Annotated in this window: 14 protein-coding genes; 8 read left to right on the top strand and 6 right to left on the bottom strand. The window is 73.1% G+C overall.

Translation table 11 applies throughout. The features are described 5' to 3' along the window. Positions 1 to 139 precede the first annotated feature (139 nt). Positions 140 to 3,832 (top strand): S8 family serine peptidase, encoded by a 3,693-nt coding sequence (locus J8M51_RS09225; protein WP_267299095.1) that lies wholly within the window; start codon positions 140 to 142, stop codon positions 3,830 to 3,832. A gap of 225 nt (positions 3,833 to 4,057) precedes the next feature. Next, a complete protein-coding gene (locus J8M51_RS09220) occupies positions 4,058 to 4,852 on the top strand; it encodes an NPP1 family protein (RefSeq protein ID WP_086760193.1) in 795 nt (264 codons plus the stop codon). 125 nt (positions 4,853 to 4,977) lie between these two features. Here J8M51_RS09220 and J8M51_RS09215 read toward each other — a convergent pair whose 3' ends face one another. Continuing rightward, positions 4,978 to 5,556 carry a TetR/AcrR family transcriptional regulator gene (locus J8M51_RS09215; protein WP_086760195.1) on the bottom strand — a complete coding sequence of 193 codons (579 nt, stop codon included), beginning with the start codon at positions 5,554 to 5,556 and terminating at the stop codon, positions 4,978 to 4,980. A gap of 155 nt (positions 5,557 to 5,711) precedes the next feature. On the opposite strand from J8M51_RS09215, the gene J8M51_RS09210 reads away from it, so the two are divergent. The 5 genes from J8M51_RS09210 (at position 5,712) to J8M51_RS09190 (ending at position 10,976) form a co-directional block, all read left to right on the top strand. Next, positions 5,712 to 6,278 (top strand): (2Fe-2S)-binding protein, encoded by a 567-nt coding sequence (locus J8M51_RS09210; RefSeq protein WP_086760197.1) that lies wholly within the window; start codon positions 5,712 to 5,714, stop codon positions 6,276 to 6,278. Further along, positions 6,275 to 7,315, top strand: a complete 1,041-nt coding sequence (locus tag J8M51_RS09205) for an FAD binding domain-containing protein (protein ID WP_086760199.1) — start codon at positions 6,275 to 6,277, stop codon at positions 7,313 to 7,315. Before J8M51_RS09210 ends, J8M51_RS09205 begins: the two co-directional genes overlap by 4 nt. Then, positions 7,312 to 9,432, top strand: a complete 2,121-nt coding sequence (locus J8M51_RS09200) for a xanthine dehydrogenase family protein molybdopterin-binding subunit (protein WP_267299094.1) — start codon at positions 7,312 to 7,314, stop codon at positions 9,430 to 9,432. Before J8M51_RS09205 ends, J8M51_RS09200 begins: the two co-directional genes overlap by 4 nt. Then, on the top strand, positions 9,425 to 10,597 hold the full coding sequence (locus tag J8M51_RS09195; protein WP_267299093.1) for an XdhC family protein: 1,173 nt from the start codon (positions 9,425 to 9,427) through the stop codon (positions 10,595 to 10,597). The genes J8M51_RS09200 and J8M51_RS09195 overlap by 8 nt, the downstream gene beginning before the upstream one ends. Positions 10,598 to 10,667: 70 nt before the next feature. Next, complete coding sequence (locus J8M51_RS09190) at positions 10,668 to 10,976, top strand: hypothetical protein (RefSeq protein ID WP_179203542.1); 309 nt, start codon at positions 10,668 to 10,670, stop codon at positions 10,974 to 10,976. On the opposite strand, the gene J8M51_RS09185 is transcribed toward J8M51_RS09190, so the two are convergent. Continuing rightward, the gene (locus J8M51_RS09185) at positions 10,920 to 12,305 is read right to left on the bottom strand and encodes a phospholipase (RefSeq protein WP_267299092.1); all 1,386 of its coding nucleotides are present in this window, start codon (positions 12,303 to 12,305) and stop codon (positions 10,920 to 10,922) included. The genes J8M51_RS09190 and J8M51_RS09185 overlap by 57 nt on opposite strands. A gap of 229 nt (positions 12,306 to 12,534) precedes the next feature. Between J8M51_RS09185 and J8M51_RS09180 the strand changes: the two genes are divergently transcribed. After that, positions 12,535 to 13,467, top strand: a complete 933-nt coding sequence (locus J8M51_RS09180) for a peptidoglycan-binding domain-containing protein (RefSeq protein WP_267299091.1) — start codon at positions 12,535 to 12,537, stop codon at positions 13,465 to 13,467. Between the two features lie 52 nt (positions 13,468 to 13,519). Here the strand turns inward: J8M51_RS09180 and J8M51_RS09175 are convergent, their stop codons facing one another. From J8M51_RS09175 to J8M51_RS09160, 4 genes are all read right to left on the bottom strand, one after another. After that, positions 13,520 to 14,584, bottom strand: a complete 1,065-nt coding sequence (locus J8M51_RS09175; protein ID WP_086751754.1) for a family 2 encapsulin nanocompartment cargo protein terpene cyclase — start codon at positions 14,582 to 14,584, stop codon at positions 13,520 to 13,522. After that, the gene (locus J8M51_RS09170; protein WP_086751753.1) at positions 14,581 to 16,008 is read right to left on the bottom strand and encodes a family 2B encapsulin nanocompartment shell protein; all 1,428 of its coding nucleotides are present in this window, start codon (positions 16,006 to 16,008) and stop codon (positions 14,581 to 14,583) included. The genes J8M51_RS09175 and J8M51_RS09170 overlap by 4 nt, the downstream gene beginning before the upstream one ends. A 444-nt stretch (positions 16,009 to 16,452) precedes the next feature. Continuing rightward, on the bottom strand, positions 16,453 to 17,703 hold the full coding sequence (locus tag J8M51_RS09165; RefSeq protein WP_086751750.1) for an enolase C-terminal domain-like protein: 1,251 nt from the start codon (positions 17,701 to 17,703) through the stop codon (positions 16,453 to 16,455). After that, a complete protein-coding gene (locus tag J8M51_RS09160) occupies positions 17,700 to 18,608 on the bottom strand; it encodes a 5-dehydro-4-deoxyglucarate dehydratase (RefSeq protein WP_086751748.1) in 909 nt (302 codons plus the stop codon). Before J8M51_RS09160 ends, J8M51_RS09165 begins: the two co-directional genes overlap by 4 nt. Between the last annotated feature and the right edge of the window lie 55 nt (positions 18,609 to 18,663).

The raw sequence follows: 18,663 nt of genomic DNA, 5'->3' as shown, positions 1-18,663 counted from the left end.
GGTGAGATGGGAGCGCTCCCATCTCCTGAACGTGCCATCGTTGTCATTCACACGTCAAGAGCGGGCGCGTATCTTTGCGCACGTCACTTCTTTCGCACCCACACCCCCCTCAACTCCCTCCACTTTGAACGGAGTTCGCGTGAGAAGACCTCGTGTGCGGACCTGGACGGGCAGCGCGGTGACCGCCGTTCTGCTCGTCACCACGCAGAGCGGCTTATCCCTCGCCGCCGACCCCCCACCCGCCCCGGTGGCGAAGGCGGGCTCTCCCTCCACCGCCTCCCTCGACGCCCTCCGGGGCAAGCGGTTCACCCTCGTCACCGGTGATGTGGTGACCGTCGGCACGGAGAAGGGCGAGCCCGGCGTCGACGTCGAACCGGGCCCGGGCCGCGAAGCCATCGGCTTCGTGCAGCGGGCCGGCGGCGGCGACCTCCGGGTGATCCCCATGGACGTGGCCCCGCTGGTCGCCACCGGCAGGGTCGACGACCAGCTCTTCAACCTGAGCGCCCTGCAACGCTTCGGCCACGCCGAGGACGATCCCGATCCCGGCGCCGATCCCGGCGCCGACGCCGACGCCGACGCCGACGACCGGGGCCTTCCGCTGATCGTCCGGCACAGCGGTGCCCGTCTGCCCGCCGCGACCCGCGCCGAGGCCGCCCCCGGGCGGACCGTGGCCCTGGAGTCGATCGACGCCACCGCCGTCACCCTGCCGAAGGACGACGGCGGCGCCCTGTGGCGGACGCTCACCACCTCCGACGAGGGCGCCGACGCCGAACTCCGGCCGTCCGTCGAGACGGTGTGGCTGGACACCCCGGTCGAACTGACGGACGCGGCCGGGACCACACGATCGGCGACCGTGTCGGACGAACCCGAGACCACCCCGGAGGGCGATGTCGCGGTCTCCGACCTCGTCGGGCAGATCAACGCCAGGGGCGTCAAGGAGCGCGGCCTCGACGGCTCCGGGGTCCGGGTCGCCGTGATCGACACCGGCGTGCGCGCCACCCACCCCGATCTGAAGGACCGGGTGGCGAAGTCCGAGAACTTCATCACCTGGGACGACGAGAAGGGTGACATCGACGGCCACGGCACCCATGTCGCCGGGATCATCGCCGGTACGGGCGCCGCGTCCGACGGGACGTACGAGGGTGTCGCCCCCGGCGCCGAGATCCTCAGCGCCCGGGTGCTGTCCGGCCCGCTCGGCTCCCTCTCGCACATCATCGACGGCATGGAGTGGGCGGCCGACGAGGGCGTCGACATCGTCAACATGTCCCTCGGGTCACGTGCGTTGAGCGACGGCACCGACCCGTGGTCGCTGGCCACCGACGCCCTGCTGGAGCGCGGGGTGCTGCCGGTGGTGTCGGCCGGCAACGACGGCCCCGACCCGTTCACGGTCTCCCCGCCCTCCGCCGCCGAGGGCGCGCTCGCGGTCGGCGCCGCCGGTGGCGACGACGCGGTCGCGAGCTTCTCCAGCCGGGGCCCGCTCTTCGGCGACTACCGCGTCAAGCCCCACATCAAGGGCCCCGGCGTCGCCGTGACGGCGGCCCGGGCCAAGGACACCCCCATCGGCGACGTCGACCCGGAGGGACCCGTCGGCCCGGTCGACGACGACTACACCCGGCTGTCGGGCACGTCGATGGCGTCGCCCGCCGTCGCCGGCGCCGCCGCCCTGGTGATGCAGGCCCACCCGGACTGGACACCCCGTCAGGTCGCCCGGGCGCTCGTGTCCAGTGCCGCCCCGAGCGCCGGTGAGACCGTGTACGACCAGGGCTCGGGTCTGGTGGACGTGGAGCGGGCGGTGGACCAGCCGGTCACGGCCACGGTGTCCTCCCTGGACTTCGGCCGTCTCACCTGGCCCCGCGCCGCCGAGGACACCCGCCGCAAGGTGGCCTTCGCCAACGACTCGGACGAGGACCTCACCCTGGACCTCGCCCTCGACGTCACCTCCACCCGCGGCGACCTGCCCGCCGCCCTGCTCGGCCTGTCCGAGAACCGGTTGACCGTCCCCGCGCACGGCACCGCTTCGGTGGCAGTCGAGTTCCGCGACACCGGAATCCGTACCGGCGGCACTCTCTCCGCCCTGCTCACCGCCCGGAGCGACGACGGCGGTTCCACCGCGGTCCGTGTCCCGGTCGGACTCAGCCTCGAACCCGAGAGCTACGACCTCACGCTCCACCTCCGCGACCAGCTGGGCGAGGGCGCCGACGGCATCTCGGTCATCGACGTACTGCCGCTGGACCGGACCCTGGAACCCTTCGAGACCCCGCACCACGCCACCGTCGCCTCCAGGCTCGAGGTGCGGGTGCCCGCGGGCAGTTACGGCATCTCGGCGTTCATCGGCCGGCACGAGGAGGACTCGTACTGGTACGACAGCGACATCGTCCTCGCCGGGGAGCCCTTCGTCCGGGTGGACGGGCCCACCGAGCTGACGCTCGGCGGTACGGCGGCCCGCAGGCTCGCACACGAGGTGGACAGCGACGACGTGGAGAACGTCTACCGTCAGGTCGGCGTCGCACAGCGGCAGAAGAAGGCCCCTGCCGGGGCCGACGGCCCGCTGAGCGCGCACACCGATGTGCAGTTCAAGCACCTGGCGCCGGACTACTGGTCGGTGCCCTCCACGACCCGCGCCAAGGGGGCCCGGTACACGGCGTACTTCCGCGAGGACCTCGCCGAGGGCTACGAGTTCGACAAGGTCCCCGACGGCGCCCCCGGCGACGGCGGCTACTCGTACCCCACCGCGACCGGGGCGGTCTACTACCTCGCCGCCCTCCACGAGGGCCGTATCCCGGCCGGGTTCACCGGACGGGTCCGGGACTCCGAACTCGCCCGCACCGAGGCGCACTACGTCTCCTCCCAGCAGACCGGCACCTTCGACCGGTCCTTCCCGCTGAAGTCGAAGCTGGCCACCGCGTCCCTGAAGGGCATCCCGGTCGCCGGTCGCCGGATCAACGTGCCCTCGCCCAGCACCCGAAGCGAGTTCTACACCGCGTCCCGGGATGTCGCCTGGGCCCAGGAGCTGCGCTGGAGCTGGCAGAACGCGGACGTCCTGGACCCGCTGCCGCACCGGGCGCTGTACACCGAGCCCCAGGTCTTCCGGCCCGGCCCCCGCACCGAGTACTGGAACCGTCCGGTGGGCGCCCCCGCCCTGGCCCCGGACGGCCGCCAGTTCACCCGCGCCGGTGACACCGTCACCGTCGACCTGCCGCTGGGCGGCGACTCGGACCCACGGCACCTGTTCACCAGCGACGACCTCTACGCCTCGTACGACTACACGCTCAGCCGGGACGGGGAGCGGCTCGCCAAGAGCCGGAACGGCGCGGCGGAGTTCCCGCGCAACACCGCGCTCGCCGCCTGGGAGGTGCCGGCGGACAGCGGCACGTACACCCTCAGGGCACACGCGGACCGGGGGCAGTGGAACAACCTCGGCACCGAGGTCGAGGGGGTGTGGACCTTCCGGTCCGGTCCGGCCGCCGAGGGGGAGACGGCCGCGCTGCCGCTGACCACCGTCCGGTTCGCGCCGCCGGTCGACGAGTGGTCACGGGCGGCGGACGACCGTACGCTCGCCGTCCCGTTCACCGTCCGGCGGACCGGTGACCAGGCCCGGGGGCGACTGCGTGACCTGACCGTCGAGGCGTCGTTCGACGGCGGTGCGACCTGGCGGCCGGTGCCGGTGGCGAAGAACCGCGCCCTGGTCCCGCATCCGGCCCTCGCGACGCTGCCGGCCGCGCACCTCGACCGCAACGGTCACGGGTACGTCAGCCTGCGGGTCAAGGGCTCGGACCGGGCGTCGGCGTTCGAGGTGACGGTGAAGAAGGCGTACAAGCTCATGAAGGGGTGACCGTGGGAGTGTGGGCCCCGGGTGAACCGCCCGGGGCCCAACTCGTCGCCACACAAGGTGAGTTGTTCCGACTCGGCGGTGCCCGCCCCTGTGCGCCCGGAGACCCGCGCCCGTGCACACGCAGGCACGTGCGGTGCGCCGAACCTTCATACGCTCGGGCCGAGTTCGGAACCGGACGCCACGCACGGCGTCGCGGTCACCCCCCTACAGCCGAGGAAACCACAGATGCGTACCTCGCCCAGCCCCAAACCGAACCGCCCCGGCACCCGCCGCCACAGGCTGCGCACCGCCCTGGTCGCCGCCCTCGGGAGCGGCGCCCTGGTCCTGATGACGCCGGCCGTCGCCTCCGCCGAGGTCATCCCCAAGCTCCCGCAGAACGCGACCGGTTTCGAGCAGGCGTTCTCCCCCGCGTACGACTACGACAAGGACGGCTGCTACGCCACCGCCGCCATCAGCGGCGACGGCCGGCTCAACCCGGGGCTGGCCCCCGGTGGCGCGGTCAACGGACACTGCCGTGACATGGCGCAGCTCGACAACGCGAACACCTACGCGCGCGGCAAGTGCGACAACGGCTGGTGCGCGGTGATGTACGCCAGCTACTTCGAGAAGGACCAGTCGGCCGCCGGGGTCGCCGGGCACCGGCACGACTTCGAGCACGTGGTGGTCTGGGTCAAGGACAACCAGGTCCAGTACGTCTCCACCTCCCAGCACAGTGGCTGGAAGTGGTACCCGCGTTCCCAGGTCCGTTTCGACGGCACACACCCCAAGGTCGTGTACCACAAGGACGGAGCCTCGACCCACTTCTTCCGCCTCGCGAACAGCGGTGACGACCGCGTCGAGAACCACACCGGCAACTGGTTCTTCCCCCGCCTCGTCGGCTGGGGCGGCTATCCGGGCGGTTACCGCGACCGCCTCATGAACGCCAACTTCGGCGCCGCCTCCATCAAGATCACCGACGGGCGGCTCGGCGACGCGCTCAACGCGGCCAAGCCGCCCATCCAGTTCAACGCCTACGCCTGACAGAGCGCCACCCGTGTTCCGCCCGCCGCCCGGCCCGCTTCCCGAGGGGTCGGACGGCGGACCGGCGAAGGACCCCGTCGAATCCGGCGGGGTCCTTCGCCCCGTCCCGACCGGCGGCGCTCACCTCACCGGTGCGCGGGCCCGGCCCGCAGGCCGTCCATCACGAGGTCGAGGAGGCGGGTGGCGCGGGGCTGCCAGCCGTCGGGGGCGAGCTGCCAGAGGCCGGCGATCGCGAGGAAGAAGTCGTCGGCGGTGACGCCGGGGCGGATGGTTCCGGCCTTCTCGCCCGCGCGGAGCAGCAGTTCGGCGGCGTCGGTCACCGGGGCGTGGCCCGGCTTTTCGGGGCTGCCGGGGCCGCAGGTGGCCTGGCGGATCGCGTCCGCGAGGCCCGCCTTGGTCATGGCGAACCGGGCGAGGTCGTCCATCCACGCGCGCAGCGCCCGGTCCGGCTCATGGCCGGCGAGCAACTCGCCTGCGGAGTCGGCGACCTGCCGCATCTCGTGCCGGTAGATCTCCAGGACGAGGGCCTCCCGGGTGGGGAAGTGACGGTAGAAGGTGCCCTGTCCGACGCACGCCTTCCTGGCGATCCGGCTCAGGGGGACGTCCGCGCGGCGGGTCAGCTCGACCAGGGCGACCTCCAGGATGCGCTCGCGGTTCCGCTGCGCGTCGGAGCGCAGCGCGGCGCTCCTCTTCTGCCGCGACACACGGCCTCCTCCCGGGTCCTGGCCGAAACCCGTACTTGTTAAGCGGACAGCTGTCCGTTACGTTCACCCGGAGAGGACAGTTGTCCGGTTGCTTCATCGTAGCCTCGGCACGCGTCCTTTCGACATGCCCCGGAATACGCGAAAGAAGGCTGATCATGTCCCCAGCCACCTCCTCGACGTACAGCGCCATCACCCTGAACATCAACGGCGAGAAGCACACGCTCTCCGTCGACCACCGCACCACCCTGCTCGACGCCCTGCGCGAGCGGCTCGACATGACCGGCACCAAGAAGGGCTGCGACCAGGGGCAGTGCGGTGCCTGCACCGTCCTCGTCGACGGCCGCCGGGGCGTCTCCTGCCTCCAGCTGGCCGTGGCCGCCGAGGGGCGGGAGATCACCACCATCGAGGGCGTCGCCGACGGGGACGAACTCCACCCGGTGCAGCAGGCGTTCCTCGACCTCGACGGCTTCCAGTGCGGCTACTGCACGCCGGGGCAGATCTGTTCGGCGATCGCGGTGATCGAGGAGCACGCGGCGGGCTGGCCCAGCGCCGTCACCGGCGACGTCCGCCCCGGTGCGGCACCGTCACCGCTGAGTGCCGAGGAGATCCGGGAGCGGATGAGCGGCAACCTGTGCCGCTGCGGCGCCTATGTGTCGATCGGCGAGGCCGTCGCCCGCGCCGCCGCCCACAGCGCGGCGAAGGCCAAGGAGGCCGTGGCGTGAGGGAGTTCGACTACCAGCGGGCCTACGACGTCTCCGGCGCGGTCGCCCTGCTCGGCGCCGACCCCGAGGCCCGCTTCCTCGGCGGCGGCACCAACCTCGTCGACCTGATGAAGACCGGTGTCGAACGGCCCGCCCGGCTCGTGGACGTCCGTGAACTCCCGCTCGACCGGATCGAGGCGACCGGGGACGGCGGACTGCGGATCGGCGCCACCGTCACCAACAGCGACCTCGCCGCCCATCCCGAAGTCCGGCGCCGCTACCCGGCGTTGACGCAGGCGGTGCTGGCCGGCGCCTCCGGGCAGCTGCGCAACATGGCCACCGTCGGCGGCAACCTCCTGCAGCGCACCCGCTGCGGCTACTTCGCCGATGTCACCAAGCCCTGCAACAAGCGGGTCCCCGGCAGCGGCTGCCCCGCGATCGAGGGCGAGCACCACAACCACGCGATCCTGGGCGCCTCCGGGCACTGTGTGGCCACCCACCCCTCCGACATGGGCGTGGCGCTGGCGGCCTTCGACGCCGTCGTCACCTACGAGACGGCCGACGGGCCCGGCGAACTGCCGTACGCCGACTTCCACCTCCCCGTAGGCGACACCCCGCACATCGAGACGGCCCTGCCGCCGGGCGCCCTGATCACCGGGGTCACCCTGCCGCCCGCGCCGGTCGCCGCGCGCTCCCGCTACCGCAAGGTCCGCGAGCGCGCCTCGTACGCCTTCGCCATCGGCTCGATCGCCGCCGCGCTCGATGTGCGCGACGGCGTCGTCCACGAGGCGCGGCTCGCCTTCGGGGCGGTCGCCTCCCGGCCGTGGCGCGCCCACGCGGCCGAACGCGTGCTGACCGGCGCGCCGGCCGACGCCGCGACCTTCGCGGCCGCCGCCGACGCCGAGCTCGCGGCGGCGAACCCGCTGCCGCACAACGGATACAAGGTGACACTCCTGCGCAACCTCGTGGTGGCCGTCCTGTCCGAACTCGCCTCGGACCTCACCGCCGAATCCACCTCCGAACCCACCTCCGGACCCACCGAGGAGGCCGGCCGATGACCATCACCCCCACCGCGCGCCAGAGTGCCGTCGGCACCGCGCACACCCGTGTCGAGGGCCGTGACAAGGTCACCGGAGCCGCCCGCTACGCCGGCGAGATCCCCTTCACGGGTCTCGTGCACGGCTGGCTGGCGCTCTCCACCGTGGCGCGCGGCCGGATCCGCGCGATCGAGTCGGCCGACGCGCTCGGGATGCCGGGCGTGCTCGCCGTCCTGACCCATGAGAACGCCCCGCGCGTCGAGACCGACTACGCCGGTCTCATGGGCACGAAACCCGACCCCACCGCCGCCGTCTTCCAGCACGACCGGGTCCCGCACCTGGGCTGGCCGGTCGCCCTGGTCGTCGCCGAGACCCCCGAACAGGCCCGCGAGGCCGCCGAGGCCCTGGTCGTGCACTACGAACAGGAGCCCCACGACGTCGAGTTCACCGCCGGCCACCCGGACGCGTACCCGCTGGACGCCTTCGGCCCGGCGGTCGTCGAGCAGGGCGACCTGGAGGCCCGGCTCGCCGAGTCCGCGGCCGTCGTGGACGCCGAGTACAGCACCCCGGAGGAACACCACAACCCGATGGAGCCGCACGCCGTGACGGTCCGCTGGGACGGGGGCCGGCTCGACGTCTTCGACTCCAACCAGAGCACCATGTGGGTCGCCGGTGAACTCGCGAACCTGTTCTCGCTCGACCCCGCGTCGATTCGGGTGCGCTCCGAGCACGTCGGCGGCGGCTTCGGCTCCAAGGGTGTCCGCGCCCACCAGGTCGCCGCCGTCATGGCCGCGACCGTCCTCCAGCGCCCCGTCCGGCTGGTCATGACCCGGCGTCAGATGTTCTCCCTGGCCGGTTACCGCAGCCCCACCGCCCAGCGGGTCCGGCTCGGCGCCGACGCCGACGGACGGCTCCGCGCCCTGGAGCACACCTCCCAGAGCCTCACCTCCACCGTCCACGAGTTCATCGAGTCCGGCGCCGGACCGGCCCGGGTGATGTACGGTGCCGACGCCCACCACACCGCCAATCGGGTCGTACGGCTCGACGTACCGACCCCGACCTGGATGCGGGCGCCGGGCGAGGCACCGGGCTCGTTCGCGCTGGAGTCGGCGGTCGACGAACTCGCCGTGGAACTGGGCATCGACCCGATCGAGCTACGGGCCCGCAACGAACCCGAACGGGGACCCGTCTCCGGGCTGCCGTTCGCCGGCCGCAATCTGCTCGCCTGCTTCCGCGAGGGCGCCCGCCGCTTCGGCTGGGCCGACCGCGACCCGCGCCCCGGCGTGCGCCGCGACGGCCGCTGGCTGCTCGGCACCGGCACCGCGGCGGCCTCCTTCGGCGCCGGCGCCGGACCGTCCACGGCCGCCGTCACCGCAGAGGCCGACGGCACCTTCACGGTGGGGATCAACGCCGCCGACATCGGGACCGGCGCCCGTACCGCGCTCACCCTGATCGCCGCCGACGCCCTGGAGACCGCACCCGACCGGATCCGGGTACGGCTCGGGGACAGCGACCTCGGCCCGGCCATGATCGCCGGTGGCTCCATGGGCACCCGCTCCTGGGCCTGGGCGGTCAACCTCGCGGCCGGCGAGGTGCGGCAGCGCCTCGCCCTCGGCGAGACCGTCCCGCCCGAGGGCCTCACCGCCCGCTCGGACACCACCGCCGCCCTCGGCGCCCTCGCACAGAAGGAACGCCACTCCTACGGCGCCCAGTTCGCCGAGGTCGCCGTGGACCCCGCCACCGGCGAGGTACGCGTACGCCGCATGCTCGGTGTCTTCGCGGCGGGCCGGATCGTCAACCCCCTCACCGCCCGCGGCCAGCTCGTCGGCGGCATGATCTGGGGCATCTCCATGGCCCTGCACGAGGAGGCGGTGCGCGACCGGGCGTCCGGCGGCCACTACGGCGCCGACCTCGCCGGCTACCACGTGGCCGCGCACGCCGATGTGCCCGTCGTCGAGGCGGACTGGGTGGACGACCTCGACCCCGACGACCCCGTGGGCATCAAGGGCATCGGCGAGATCGGCATCGTGGGCGCGGCGGCGGCCGTCGCCAACGCGGTCTGGCACGCCACCGGCGTCCGCCACCGCCATCTGCCGATCCGGCCCGACCGCGTCCTGACGGCGGGCCGGGATGCTTGACCTGGCCCGTGAACTGACCGCGTGGGTGCGGGAGGGACGGGACTTCGCCGTCGCCACCGTCGTCGCGGTGAGCGGCAGCGCCCCGCGCGGCCCCGGCGCGGCCCTCGCCGTCGACGGCGAGGGCACGGTGATCGGCTCGGTCTCCGGCGGATGCGTCGAGGGCGCGGTGTACGAGCTGTGCCGGCAGGCGCTGGAGGACGGCGACACCGTCCTCGAGCGCTTCGGCTACAGCGACGAGGACGCCTTCGCCGTCGGCCTGACCTGCGGCGGTGTCATCGACATCCTGGTCACGCCCGTCACCGCCGGATCACCGGCCAGGACGGTCCTGGGCGCCGCGCTCGCGACGGCCGCCCGGGGCGAGCCGACAGCCGTGGCCCGGGTCGTCCGGGGCCCGGCCGAACTCCTCGGGCGGGCCCTGCTCGTAGGCCCCGACGGCTCCCGCGACGGTGGCCTCGGCGGGCGCCCCGAGCTGGACCGTACGGCCGCCGCAGAGGCGCGGGCCCTGCTGGACGGCGGACGCACCGGCACGGTCGAACTGTCGGCGGACGGTGCGCACTGTCCCGGCGGGCTCACCCTCCTGGTGGAGACGAGAGTGCCGCCGCCCCGCATGATCGTGTTCGGGGCGATCGACTTCGCGGCGGCCCTGGTGCGCGCGGGCAGGTTCCTCGGCTACCACGTCACCGTGTGCGACGCCCGCCCGGTCTTCGCCACCCGGGCCCGCTTCCCGGACGCCGACGAGCTGGTGGTGGACTGGCCGCACCGCTATCTCCGCCGGACGGAGACCGACACCCGCACGGTGCTGTGCGTGCTCACCCACGACGCCAGGTTCGACCTCCCGCTGCTGACGGCGGCGCTGCGGACGCCGGTCGCGTTCGTGGGGGCGATGGGCTCCCGCCGCACCCACGCCGACCGCGACCGGCGGCTGCGCGAAGCGGGCCTCACCGACCGGGAACTGGCCCGCCTCAGGTCCCCGATCGGGCTCGACCTGGGCGCCCGTACGCCCGAGGAGACCGCCCTGTCGATCGCGGCGGAGATCGTCGCGGCCCGGCGCGGCGGCACGGGCGTACCGCTGACCGGATCGGGGACACCGATCCACCGGGACGCGGGGGAGCCGGAGCCGGGCGAACGCGAGGCGGGTGGGCGGGGAGCCGTGGTGGCGGCCTGAGTACGCCGGCCGGGGCGGCTGAGTACTTGGCCGGATGCCGGGCCCCGCGCGCCGCTGGTGCACTGTCGTCATGGACACGCACCCCTCGCGCCCGCGCCCCCTCCGGAACGTCACCGCCACGGCCACCGCCACCGGTTCGGCCCTCGCGGTGGTGCTCCTGCCGCTGGTGGTCGGCGCGTTGGTGGCACGGTCGGCCGGCGCCGACCCGATGGCGTCGGTCAACGCGCTGATCGCGGGCGGCGGCGAACGCGCGAAGCTCTCCCGCAACCACCTGCCCGCCCTGCGGCGCCTGCGTACGGCACCCCGCAGGGCGGGGCGGCGGCTACTGGCCGGGCGTGAGGACGTACGTGTTGAGGTTGCCCACGGTCGTCAGCGGTGACGGCGAGCCCAGCTCGTAGCGGTCCACGGCGAGGTAGTTGGGCTTCTTGCGGGCGGCCGGGGTGCAGAAGTTCTGCGCGCGGTTGCCCAGCTTGGCGTTGTCCGTCTCGGCCGTGCCGCCGATCGTGTAGTCACGGAAGTGGTTCATCACGAACAGCGGGTGGAAGGCGGCCGAGTCCGTGGTCAGCGGCCGGCTCGTGCCCCAACGGCTGTAGCAGGACCAGTCGGAGCCGCCGAGCCCGCCGCCCATCGACCAGTAGTTCTCCACCGTCCACTCGCGCTGGTACATCACCCCGAAGGTGTTCCGGGCGGCCTGGCCGGCGGAGGTGTCGCTCGCGCGGGTGCGGTCGCTGAAGACCAGCAACTGCTTGCCCCGGGCGGCGAGATCGGCCATCGTCGGCCAGCCGCTCGTCGCCACGCCCTCCTGGTCCGGCCGGTACAGCACGTCCGACAGCCCGCTCACCGGCGCCAGCGACGACTTCAGGACGTCGGAGGCGGTGTAGTCCTCCAGGAAGACGGTCACGAACTGACCCGGGTTGGCCTTGAGGAAGTCGACCATGCGCTTGAGGTCGGTGGCGAGCGGAACCGGGCTGCTCACCCCGTCGCAGCTGTTGTGACAGAGCACCGCCTGCCCCGACACGGTGTAGGTGTCCAGCATGAACCCCCGTACGCCGTCCGTGAGTTGCTGACTCACTCCGCGTGCCTGGTTGGGGAAGAGGCTGACCGGGAACGAGGCGAAGTTGCCGTCGACACCGTTGGCGTAGGCGTTGTGCGAGGTGAGGAAGGCGACCTGGTCGAGGGTGCGGGTGTCGGCGGGCGGCATGGCCGATGTGGCGTGGGCGACCGGGGTGAGGTACCAGCGGGCGAGGTTCCCGCCCGATCCGACCTGTACGAGCGCGGAGTCGGCGGAGGAGCCGGTCAGATAGTGCGAGGTCCCGGGCACCCCGATGGTGTAGGTGCTGTCCGCGGCCTCGGTGACCGTCCAGGTGGTGCCGTCCGCGCCGCAGGTGGTGGTCACCGCCGAGGTGCCGTTGCGCCCCAGACAGATCCCCGCCTTGTCGAGGTTCCGCAGTTGGTGGCCGCCGCCGACGGCGACCGGCGTCCACTGCTGGTGGTCCTCGTTGCCCTTGGGGTTGTGCGCGGCGACCGTGCCGCCGCTGTCCGCCGCGTTGAGGCCGGTGACGGAGTTCTGCAGATAGACCGAGTACGTCGGGACCGCCGCGGCGGCGGGGCCGGACAGCGCGACGGGCGCGCCCAGGGCGAGCGCGGCGACCGTGCACAGGGCGCGGGCACGTCTGCGGGCAGGGGGTCGGGGGCGGGTCAGTCTCACGGGGGTCCTTCCACTCCGGCGCGCCGGGGCACGGCGGCGGTTGATGTCAGAGGCATGACACACCGTGCACCGGGTCGTGCACCAGTCCCGTCACATGAAGACATCTGAGTCGAACTCGTCCTCGCCGAGCGGGACTTGGCCGGGAATATTTTGAGATTCAATCAAGTCTTGGGGATTCTGTGGAGAAGATCTGATTAAACTCTGGAATCCGCTCGAAGAGAGACCACGCGTGAGTGAACCGACAGCCCCCGTCTGCCCGCAGTGCGGTACGCCCCGGGCGGCGGACGGCACTCCCGCCTGCGCCTGCGGGCGCCTCGCGTCGGACGCCCACCGGGACGACCGCACGGCCCAGGCCGAGGCCGCGGAGGACTTCGACCCGGTCCGTATCCGCCCCTTCGTGCAGGTCGGTGACGAGACCGGCCGGGCCGGCACCCCGGAGGAGCCCGAGGACGAGCGGCACCCCACGACGGCGGCCGCACCCGACGAGGAACCCGGCCCCGACGCGGACCCTCCCGTCCAGGGGGAGCCCTCGGCCGACGAACACATGGCGGCCGGTCGCGCCGCCGACGGCCGGCGGCGCCGGGTGATGGTGGCCGCCGGTGCCGGGGCCGTCGCGGCGGCCGTGCTGGTGACCGGGGGGATCATCGGCGGGCTGTTCTCGTACGAGGCCCCCTCACGCGAGGGCTCGGGCCCCGGCGACGTCCGGGCGGACATCCCGGAGGCCGCGGCCGGCGCCGAGGCGTCGGCCGCGACGGTGTCCCCCTCCGCCACCGCCTCCTCCTCGCCCTCCCCGTCGCGGACCGCGTCCGCTTCGCCGGAGGCCACCCCGACCGGGACCCGGGCCACCCCCACCCCCTCCGGCCCGCCCGGCAGAACCCCGTCCGGCGGCGACGGCAAGGTCACGCCGTCCCCCACACCCACCCGGACCACCGGCCGGCCCCCCGTCCTGAGCCTCGGCGACCAGGGCGCGGAGGTCACCGAACTCCAGCTCCGCCTGGCCCAGACCGGCGTCTACACCGGCGACGCCGACGGCGACTACGACCGCGAGGTGCAGAGCGCCGTCCGCGGCTACCAGCTCACCCGCGTCCTCCTGGCGGACGAGTCGGGCGTCTACGGCGAGGCCACCCGCGCCTCCCTGGAGTCCGAGACGTCGGAACCCTGACGCCCGCCCGGGGCCCGGTGCGGTGGCCGTGGGGTGCCGGCCGTGCCCGGTGTCACCAGTAGTCGGGCAGGCTGTAGCGCTCGGTGTGGGTGGCGTGCCACTCGTGGTTGCCGGCCAGCCAGGCGGCGAGCCCGGAGGCGTAGCGCCCGGTCGGCGGGCAGGCGGCGGACAGGGCCGCGGACTCCTCCTCGAACGCGTCCATGATCCGGTTGTGGATCTCCACGGCCTCCAGATAGGCGGCCCGCAGCCCGCACCGCTCGTTGGCGGCGATCACCTTGGGCAGGTTGAGGTGGTCGGGGTCGTTCGCCATCTCCTTGGCGAACGAGTACAGGTCGTTGACGAGCGTGGCCGCGTTCCCGGCCAGCGCGGTGATCCGCTGCACCTCGGGCCGGGCGTAGAGGGCCTCCGGCAGCTCCCATCCGTCCACGGCGTCGACGACCGCGAGACAGGGCCGGAAGTTGTTGAACTGCCGCATCACCAGGTACTCCCACACCTGCGGCATGTGACCGGCCTCGGCCCACGCCGCCTCGCCGAGATACCCCAGATGCAGCCGGGCCAGATCGTGCACGAGCCGGTCGGCCTGGCTGGGGGTGGCGAGCGCGGCGTAGTCGCGCAGCGCGTGGTGGTACGCCCGCAGCGGCCCGTCGGCGCGTACCCCGTGGCCCCAGCGCTCCTGCGCCGCCGGGGTGCTGTGCAGCGGGTCGAGCGCCGACTGGGCCATCAGCAGCCGGGCCCCGAGGCCGCGCGGCGAGCCGCCCTTGCCCTCGTCGACCTCGCAGTAGACGTTGTCGACCAGATGCTCGGCGAGCAGCAGCTTCCCGGCGGCGGCCAGCTGTTCGAGGCCGACGCCACCGGGATGAGCGAGGACGATCGCCCGGCCCAGCCCGAAGCGTGTGAACTGCCCGCTCCACTCCCGGGGGAACAGTTCCAGCCGTTCCGCCCACTCCTCCAGCCTCCGGTCGACCTCCGCGACCTTCGCCGGGTCGGCGGGCACGGCGGGCCGGTGCCGCAGCCCGGGGACCGCGCCGCCCTGGCCCGCCCGCCGCGGACGGGCGAGACTCGGCGGCCCCGGCAGCCGTGTGCGCCGCGGCGCGTCGGCCACTGACGGCTCGCTCATTCCGGCATCCAGCCGATCTGCACGTTCTCCAGGATCCCGGCCGCGTCGGGCACCAGCACGGCCATCGAGTAGTAGGCGGTGACCAGATAGCTCATGATCGCGGTGGCGTCGATGCCCATGAACCGTACGTTCAGCGACGGCTCGAACTCCTCGGGCAGACCCGTCTGGCGCAGCCCGACGACCCCCTGGTCCTTCTCCCCGGTGCGCAGCGCGATGATGCTGGTGGTGTGCTGCGGGGTGACCGGGATCTTGCCGCACGGGAAGAGCGGCACCCCACGCCACGCGGGCACCTCGTGCCCGTCGACGTTCACCGTGCCGGGCACCAGACCGCGCCGGTTGCACTGCCGGAAGAACGCGGCGATCGCCTTCGGGTGGGCCAGGAAGAGGCGGGTCCTGCGGCGCATGGAGAGCAGTTCGTCCATGTCGTCCGGGGTCGGCGGCCCGGAGAAGGTGCTGATGCGCTGCCCGTAGTCGATGTTGTGCAGCAGCCCGAACTCGCGGTTGTTGACCAGCTCCCACTCCTGGCGTTCCCGGATCTCCTCGATGGTCAGCCGGAGTTGCTGCTCCGTCTGGTTCATCGGGTTGTTGTAGAGGTCCGCGACCCGGGTGTGGACGCGCAACACCGTCTGGGTGAGGGAGAGTTCGTACTCGCGCGGCGCGAGGTCGTAGTCGACGAAGCCGCCGGGCAGGGTCAGCTCGCCGACATGCCCGGCCTCCAGGGGCACATCGGCCTCGCCCTTGCGGTTCATCGGCTTGCGCTGCCGCTCGACGAACGCCTCGAACTGCGCCGCCAGCGAGGGCGTGCGTTCCACGAACGCCATCAGCAGGTCCCAGTTGAGCGCCAGCACCACCCCGGCCGTGTCGGCCCGCACGGAGCTGAGCCACAGCGGGTCGGCGTGCCCGATCGCCTCGTCGCCCAGCCCGTCACCGTCGCTGATGACGCCGAGGACCTCCTCCTCGCCGTACTTGCCGGTGGTGTACCGCGTGAACCGGCCGTGGACCACGAGATACGCCTCGCTCACCGGCTGCCCGGCGTCCACCAGCACCTGGCCGGCGCGCACCTCCCGCACCCGGAACTTCGCGGAGATCTCCCTGAGGGCCGCGAGATCGTCGTAGCCGCGCAGCGCCGGCAGTTCGGTGAGCGTCTGCGGGATGACCCTGACGTCGTCGGCGCCGTTCTGCTCGAACTGCACCCGGCCCCGGCCGATCCGCAGCTGCAGACGGCGGTTGACCCGGTAGGTGCCGCCCGCGACGTCCACCCACGGCAGTGCCTTGAGCAGCCAGCGCGAGGTGATGGCCTGCATCTGCGGTTCGGACTTGGTGGTCGTCGCGAGCTGCCGCGCGGCCTGGGTGCTGAGGCTGGTGAACTGCGGTTCGTCGGCGGGTTCCGGTGCGCTTTCGGCGGAGTTGACGGGGGCGGTCACATTCCCTCCCGATGGGTGGGCGCGGATGCGCGGACATACGGGGACGCGTCCGGATACGGACGTCGTGCGCTGCGGGGCACGGGACTCGGGTGGCGCGCTTACGACGTGGTCGTGGGCGGATTCCGAGGCGACGGCCGCCGGAAGGCGGCCGTGGGGCGACACACGCGGATGGGCGGAACGTGTCGCAGACACAGCCAAACAGGCGGGACGGCCGGTCGGGCACCGCGTGAAAGGGGCGACTTCGTGTGCTCGGGATGCGGAAACCACCGACTGAGGCAGCCCGTCCGTGGCCGTGTGCCCGCGCGCCCCTCGCTCGCCTCCCGAGACCGGCGCGGGAGGCGGGCGAGGGCGCGGACGGCGCACGGGGGACCGCCCACGCGGAAGGGGCCGCCCGGAGGCGGCCCCTGACCGGCGGTGACCCACCGGCCGGTGGTCACCCGTCGCTCACCAGCGCGGCAGCCGCAGCTCGTACCCCGGCTGGACGCGGCGCATGTACCCGGTGTCGTCCCGGGTACGCATCCCCGAGTCGAGGTACAGCCTGTGCAGCCGTTCGAGGGCGTCGTGGTCCAGCTCCACCCCCAGCCCGGGTCCGGTCGGCACCGCGACCGCCCCGTCCCGGATCTCCAGCGCGCCCGGCACGATCACGTCGTCCGCCGAGTTCCACGGGTAGTGCGTGTCGCAGGAGTGGTCGAGGTGGGGGATGGCCGACGCCACCTGGGTCATCGCGGCCAGACTGATGCCGAGGTGCGAGTTGGAGTGCATGGACAGCGCGAGCCCGAACGCCTCGCAGACGGCGGCCAGTTCACGCGTGCGGCGCAGTCCGCCCCAGTAGTGGTGGTCGGTGAGCAGCACCTGGATCGCGTCCTGCTCGACCGCCGGCCTCAGATGCTCCCAGGCGACCACGCACATGTTGGTGGCGAGCGGCATCGGCGACTCCTTCGCCACCTCCGCCATACCGGGGATGGTCGCGGTCGGGTCCTCCAGGTACTCCAGTACGCCGTCGAGCCGGCGCGCGACATACGCCGAGGTCTCCACCGTCCAGGCCGTGTTGGGGTCCAGCCGCAGCGGCTGTCCGGGGAAGGCCTCCGCCAGCGCCTCGATCGCGGCGATCTCCTCGTCCGGCGGGAAGACACCTCCCTTCAGCTTGAACGACCGGAAGCCGTACCGCTGTTGCATCAGCCGTGCCTGTTCGACGATCCCGGCCGGGTCCAGGGCCTCGCCCCAGTCGTCCGGGACCGCCGGGCGGCCGTCGAGCGCGGGGTGCTCGGCCCACTTGTAGAAGAGGTACGCGGCGAAGGGCACGGAGTCACGGACCCGGCCGCCGAGCAGATCACCGACCGGGCGGCCGAGCAGCTTGCCCTGCGCGTCGAGACAGGCGACCTCGACCGCCGAGGTGGTCCAGCCGCGCTCGTGGGAGCTTGGCACGGTCGGCAGCAGCACGGTGTCGATCGCGGCGGCGACGGCGGTGGTGTCGAAGACGTCCAGCCCGACCACGGCCTTCGCGGCGGCGTCGAGCCGCTCCAGGCGGACGGTGCCGCCCGTCGACTCGCCGAGCCCCACCGTGCCGTCCTCCAGGACGAGTTGGAGGATCGTCCGCAGGGCGAGCGGCTCGTGGACGCCGTTGGAGTTGAGGAGCGGCGGGTCGCGGAAGGCGATCGGGGTGACGATCAGCTCCCTGATCCTGGTGGAGGTCACGCGCCCACCACCTCCAGCCCCTGGGCGATCAGTTCCGCCAGCCGGGCCACGTGCTCCGGCGTCGGATCGACCAACGGCGCCCGTACTCCGCCGACGGCCGGCCCACGCAGGGTCACCCCGGCCTTGACCAGCGCCACGGCGTAACCGGGCACCTCGTCGCGCAGTTCAACGAGCGGGCCGTAGAACTCGTCGAGGAGCGTGGCGACCAGCGCCTCGTCGCCCTCGGCGAGGGCCCGGTGGAAGGCGAGGGCGATCTCCGGGGCGAAGGCGAACACGGCCGAGGAGTACAGGCCGACGCCGATGCCCTGGTAGGCGGGCGCGGTCATCTCGGCGGTGGGCAGCCCGTTGAAGAACTGGAACCCCTCCGTGCCCGGCACGGCCCGAACCGCGCGGACGAGGCGGTGCATCCGCTCGATGTCCCCGATGCCGTCCTTGAGGCCGACGACCCCGGGCAGCGCCGCGATCTCGGCGGCGGTCTCCGCGGTGAGCCGGGCGGTGCCGCGCTGGTAGAAGACGACCGGCAGCGCGGTGGCCCCGGTGACCTCCCGGACGTAGCGCACCAGGCCCTGCTGCGGCGCGCTCACCAGATACGGCGGCAGCAGCAGGATGCCGTCGGCGCCCGCGCGTTCGACCCGGGCGGCCTGGTCGCGGGCGACCGGGGTCGGACCTCCGGCGGCGGCCAGCACGGGCACGCGCCCGGCCGTCACCGTCACGGCGACCCGGGTGGCCCGCTCGATCTCCTCGGACGTCAGCGCGTGGAACTCACCGGTGCCGCAGGCGACGAACACGCCCCCGGCACCCGCCGCGACCCCGGCCTCGATGTGCTGTGCGAGCCGTTCCTCGTCCAGCGACCCGTTCGTGGCGAACGGCGTGACCGGAAAGAACAGCACTCCTTGGAACTTCATGTCTCCCTCGAATGTGGGGGGTTGTGGTCCGTCTCCGCCCGACCGGCCCTGATGG

This window comes from Streptomyces griseiscabiei (assembly GCF_020010925.1).
Lineage (GTDB): Bacteria > Actinomycetota > Actinomycetes > Streptomycetales > Streptomycetaceae > Streptomyces > Streptomyces griseiscabiei.
Note: the sequence above shows the minus strand (reverse complement) of the source record. Positions and strands in the feature narration are given on the sequence as shown.

Coding starts and splice junctions, on each gene's coding strand:
- J8M51_RS09220 (WP_086760193.1), top strand. CDS start 4,058: ATGCGTACCTCGCCCAGCCCCAAACCGAACCGCCCCGGCACCCGCCGC.
- J8M51_RS09210 (WP_086760197.1), top strand. CDS start 5,712: ATGTCCCCAGCCACCTCCTCGACGTACAGCGCCATCACCCTGAACATC.
- J8M51_RS09200 (WP_267299094.1), top strand. CDS start 7,312: ATGACCATCACCCCCACCGCGCGCCAGAGTGCCGTCGGCACCGCGCAC.
- J8M51_RS09195 (WP_267299093.1), top strand. CDS start 9,425: ATGCTTGACCTGGCCCGTGAACTGACCGCGTGGGTGCGGGAGGGACGG.
- J8M51_RS09190 (WP_179203542.1), top strand. CDS start 10,668: ATGGACACGCACCCCTCGCGCCCGCGCCCCCTCCGGAACGTCACCGCC.
- J8M51_RS09175 (WP_086751754.1), bottom strand. CDS start 14,584: ATGAGCGAGCCGTCAGTGGCCGACGCGCCGCGGCGCACACGGCTGCCG.
- J8M51_RS09160 (WP_086751748.1), bottom strand. CDS start 18,608: ATGAAGTTCCAAGGAGTGCTGTTCTTTCCGGTCACGCCGTTCGCCACG.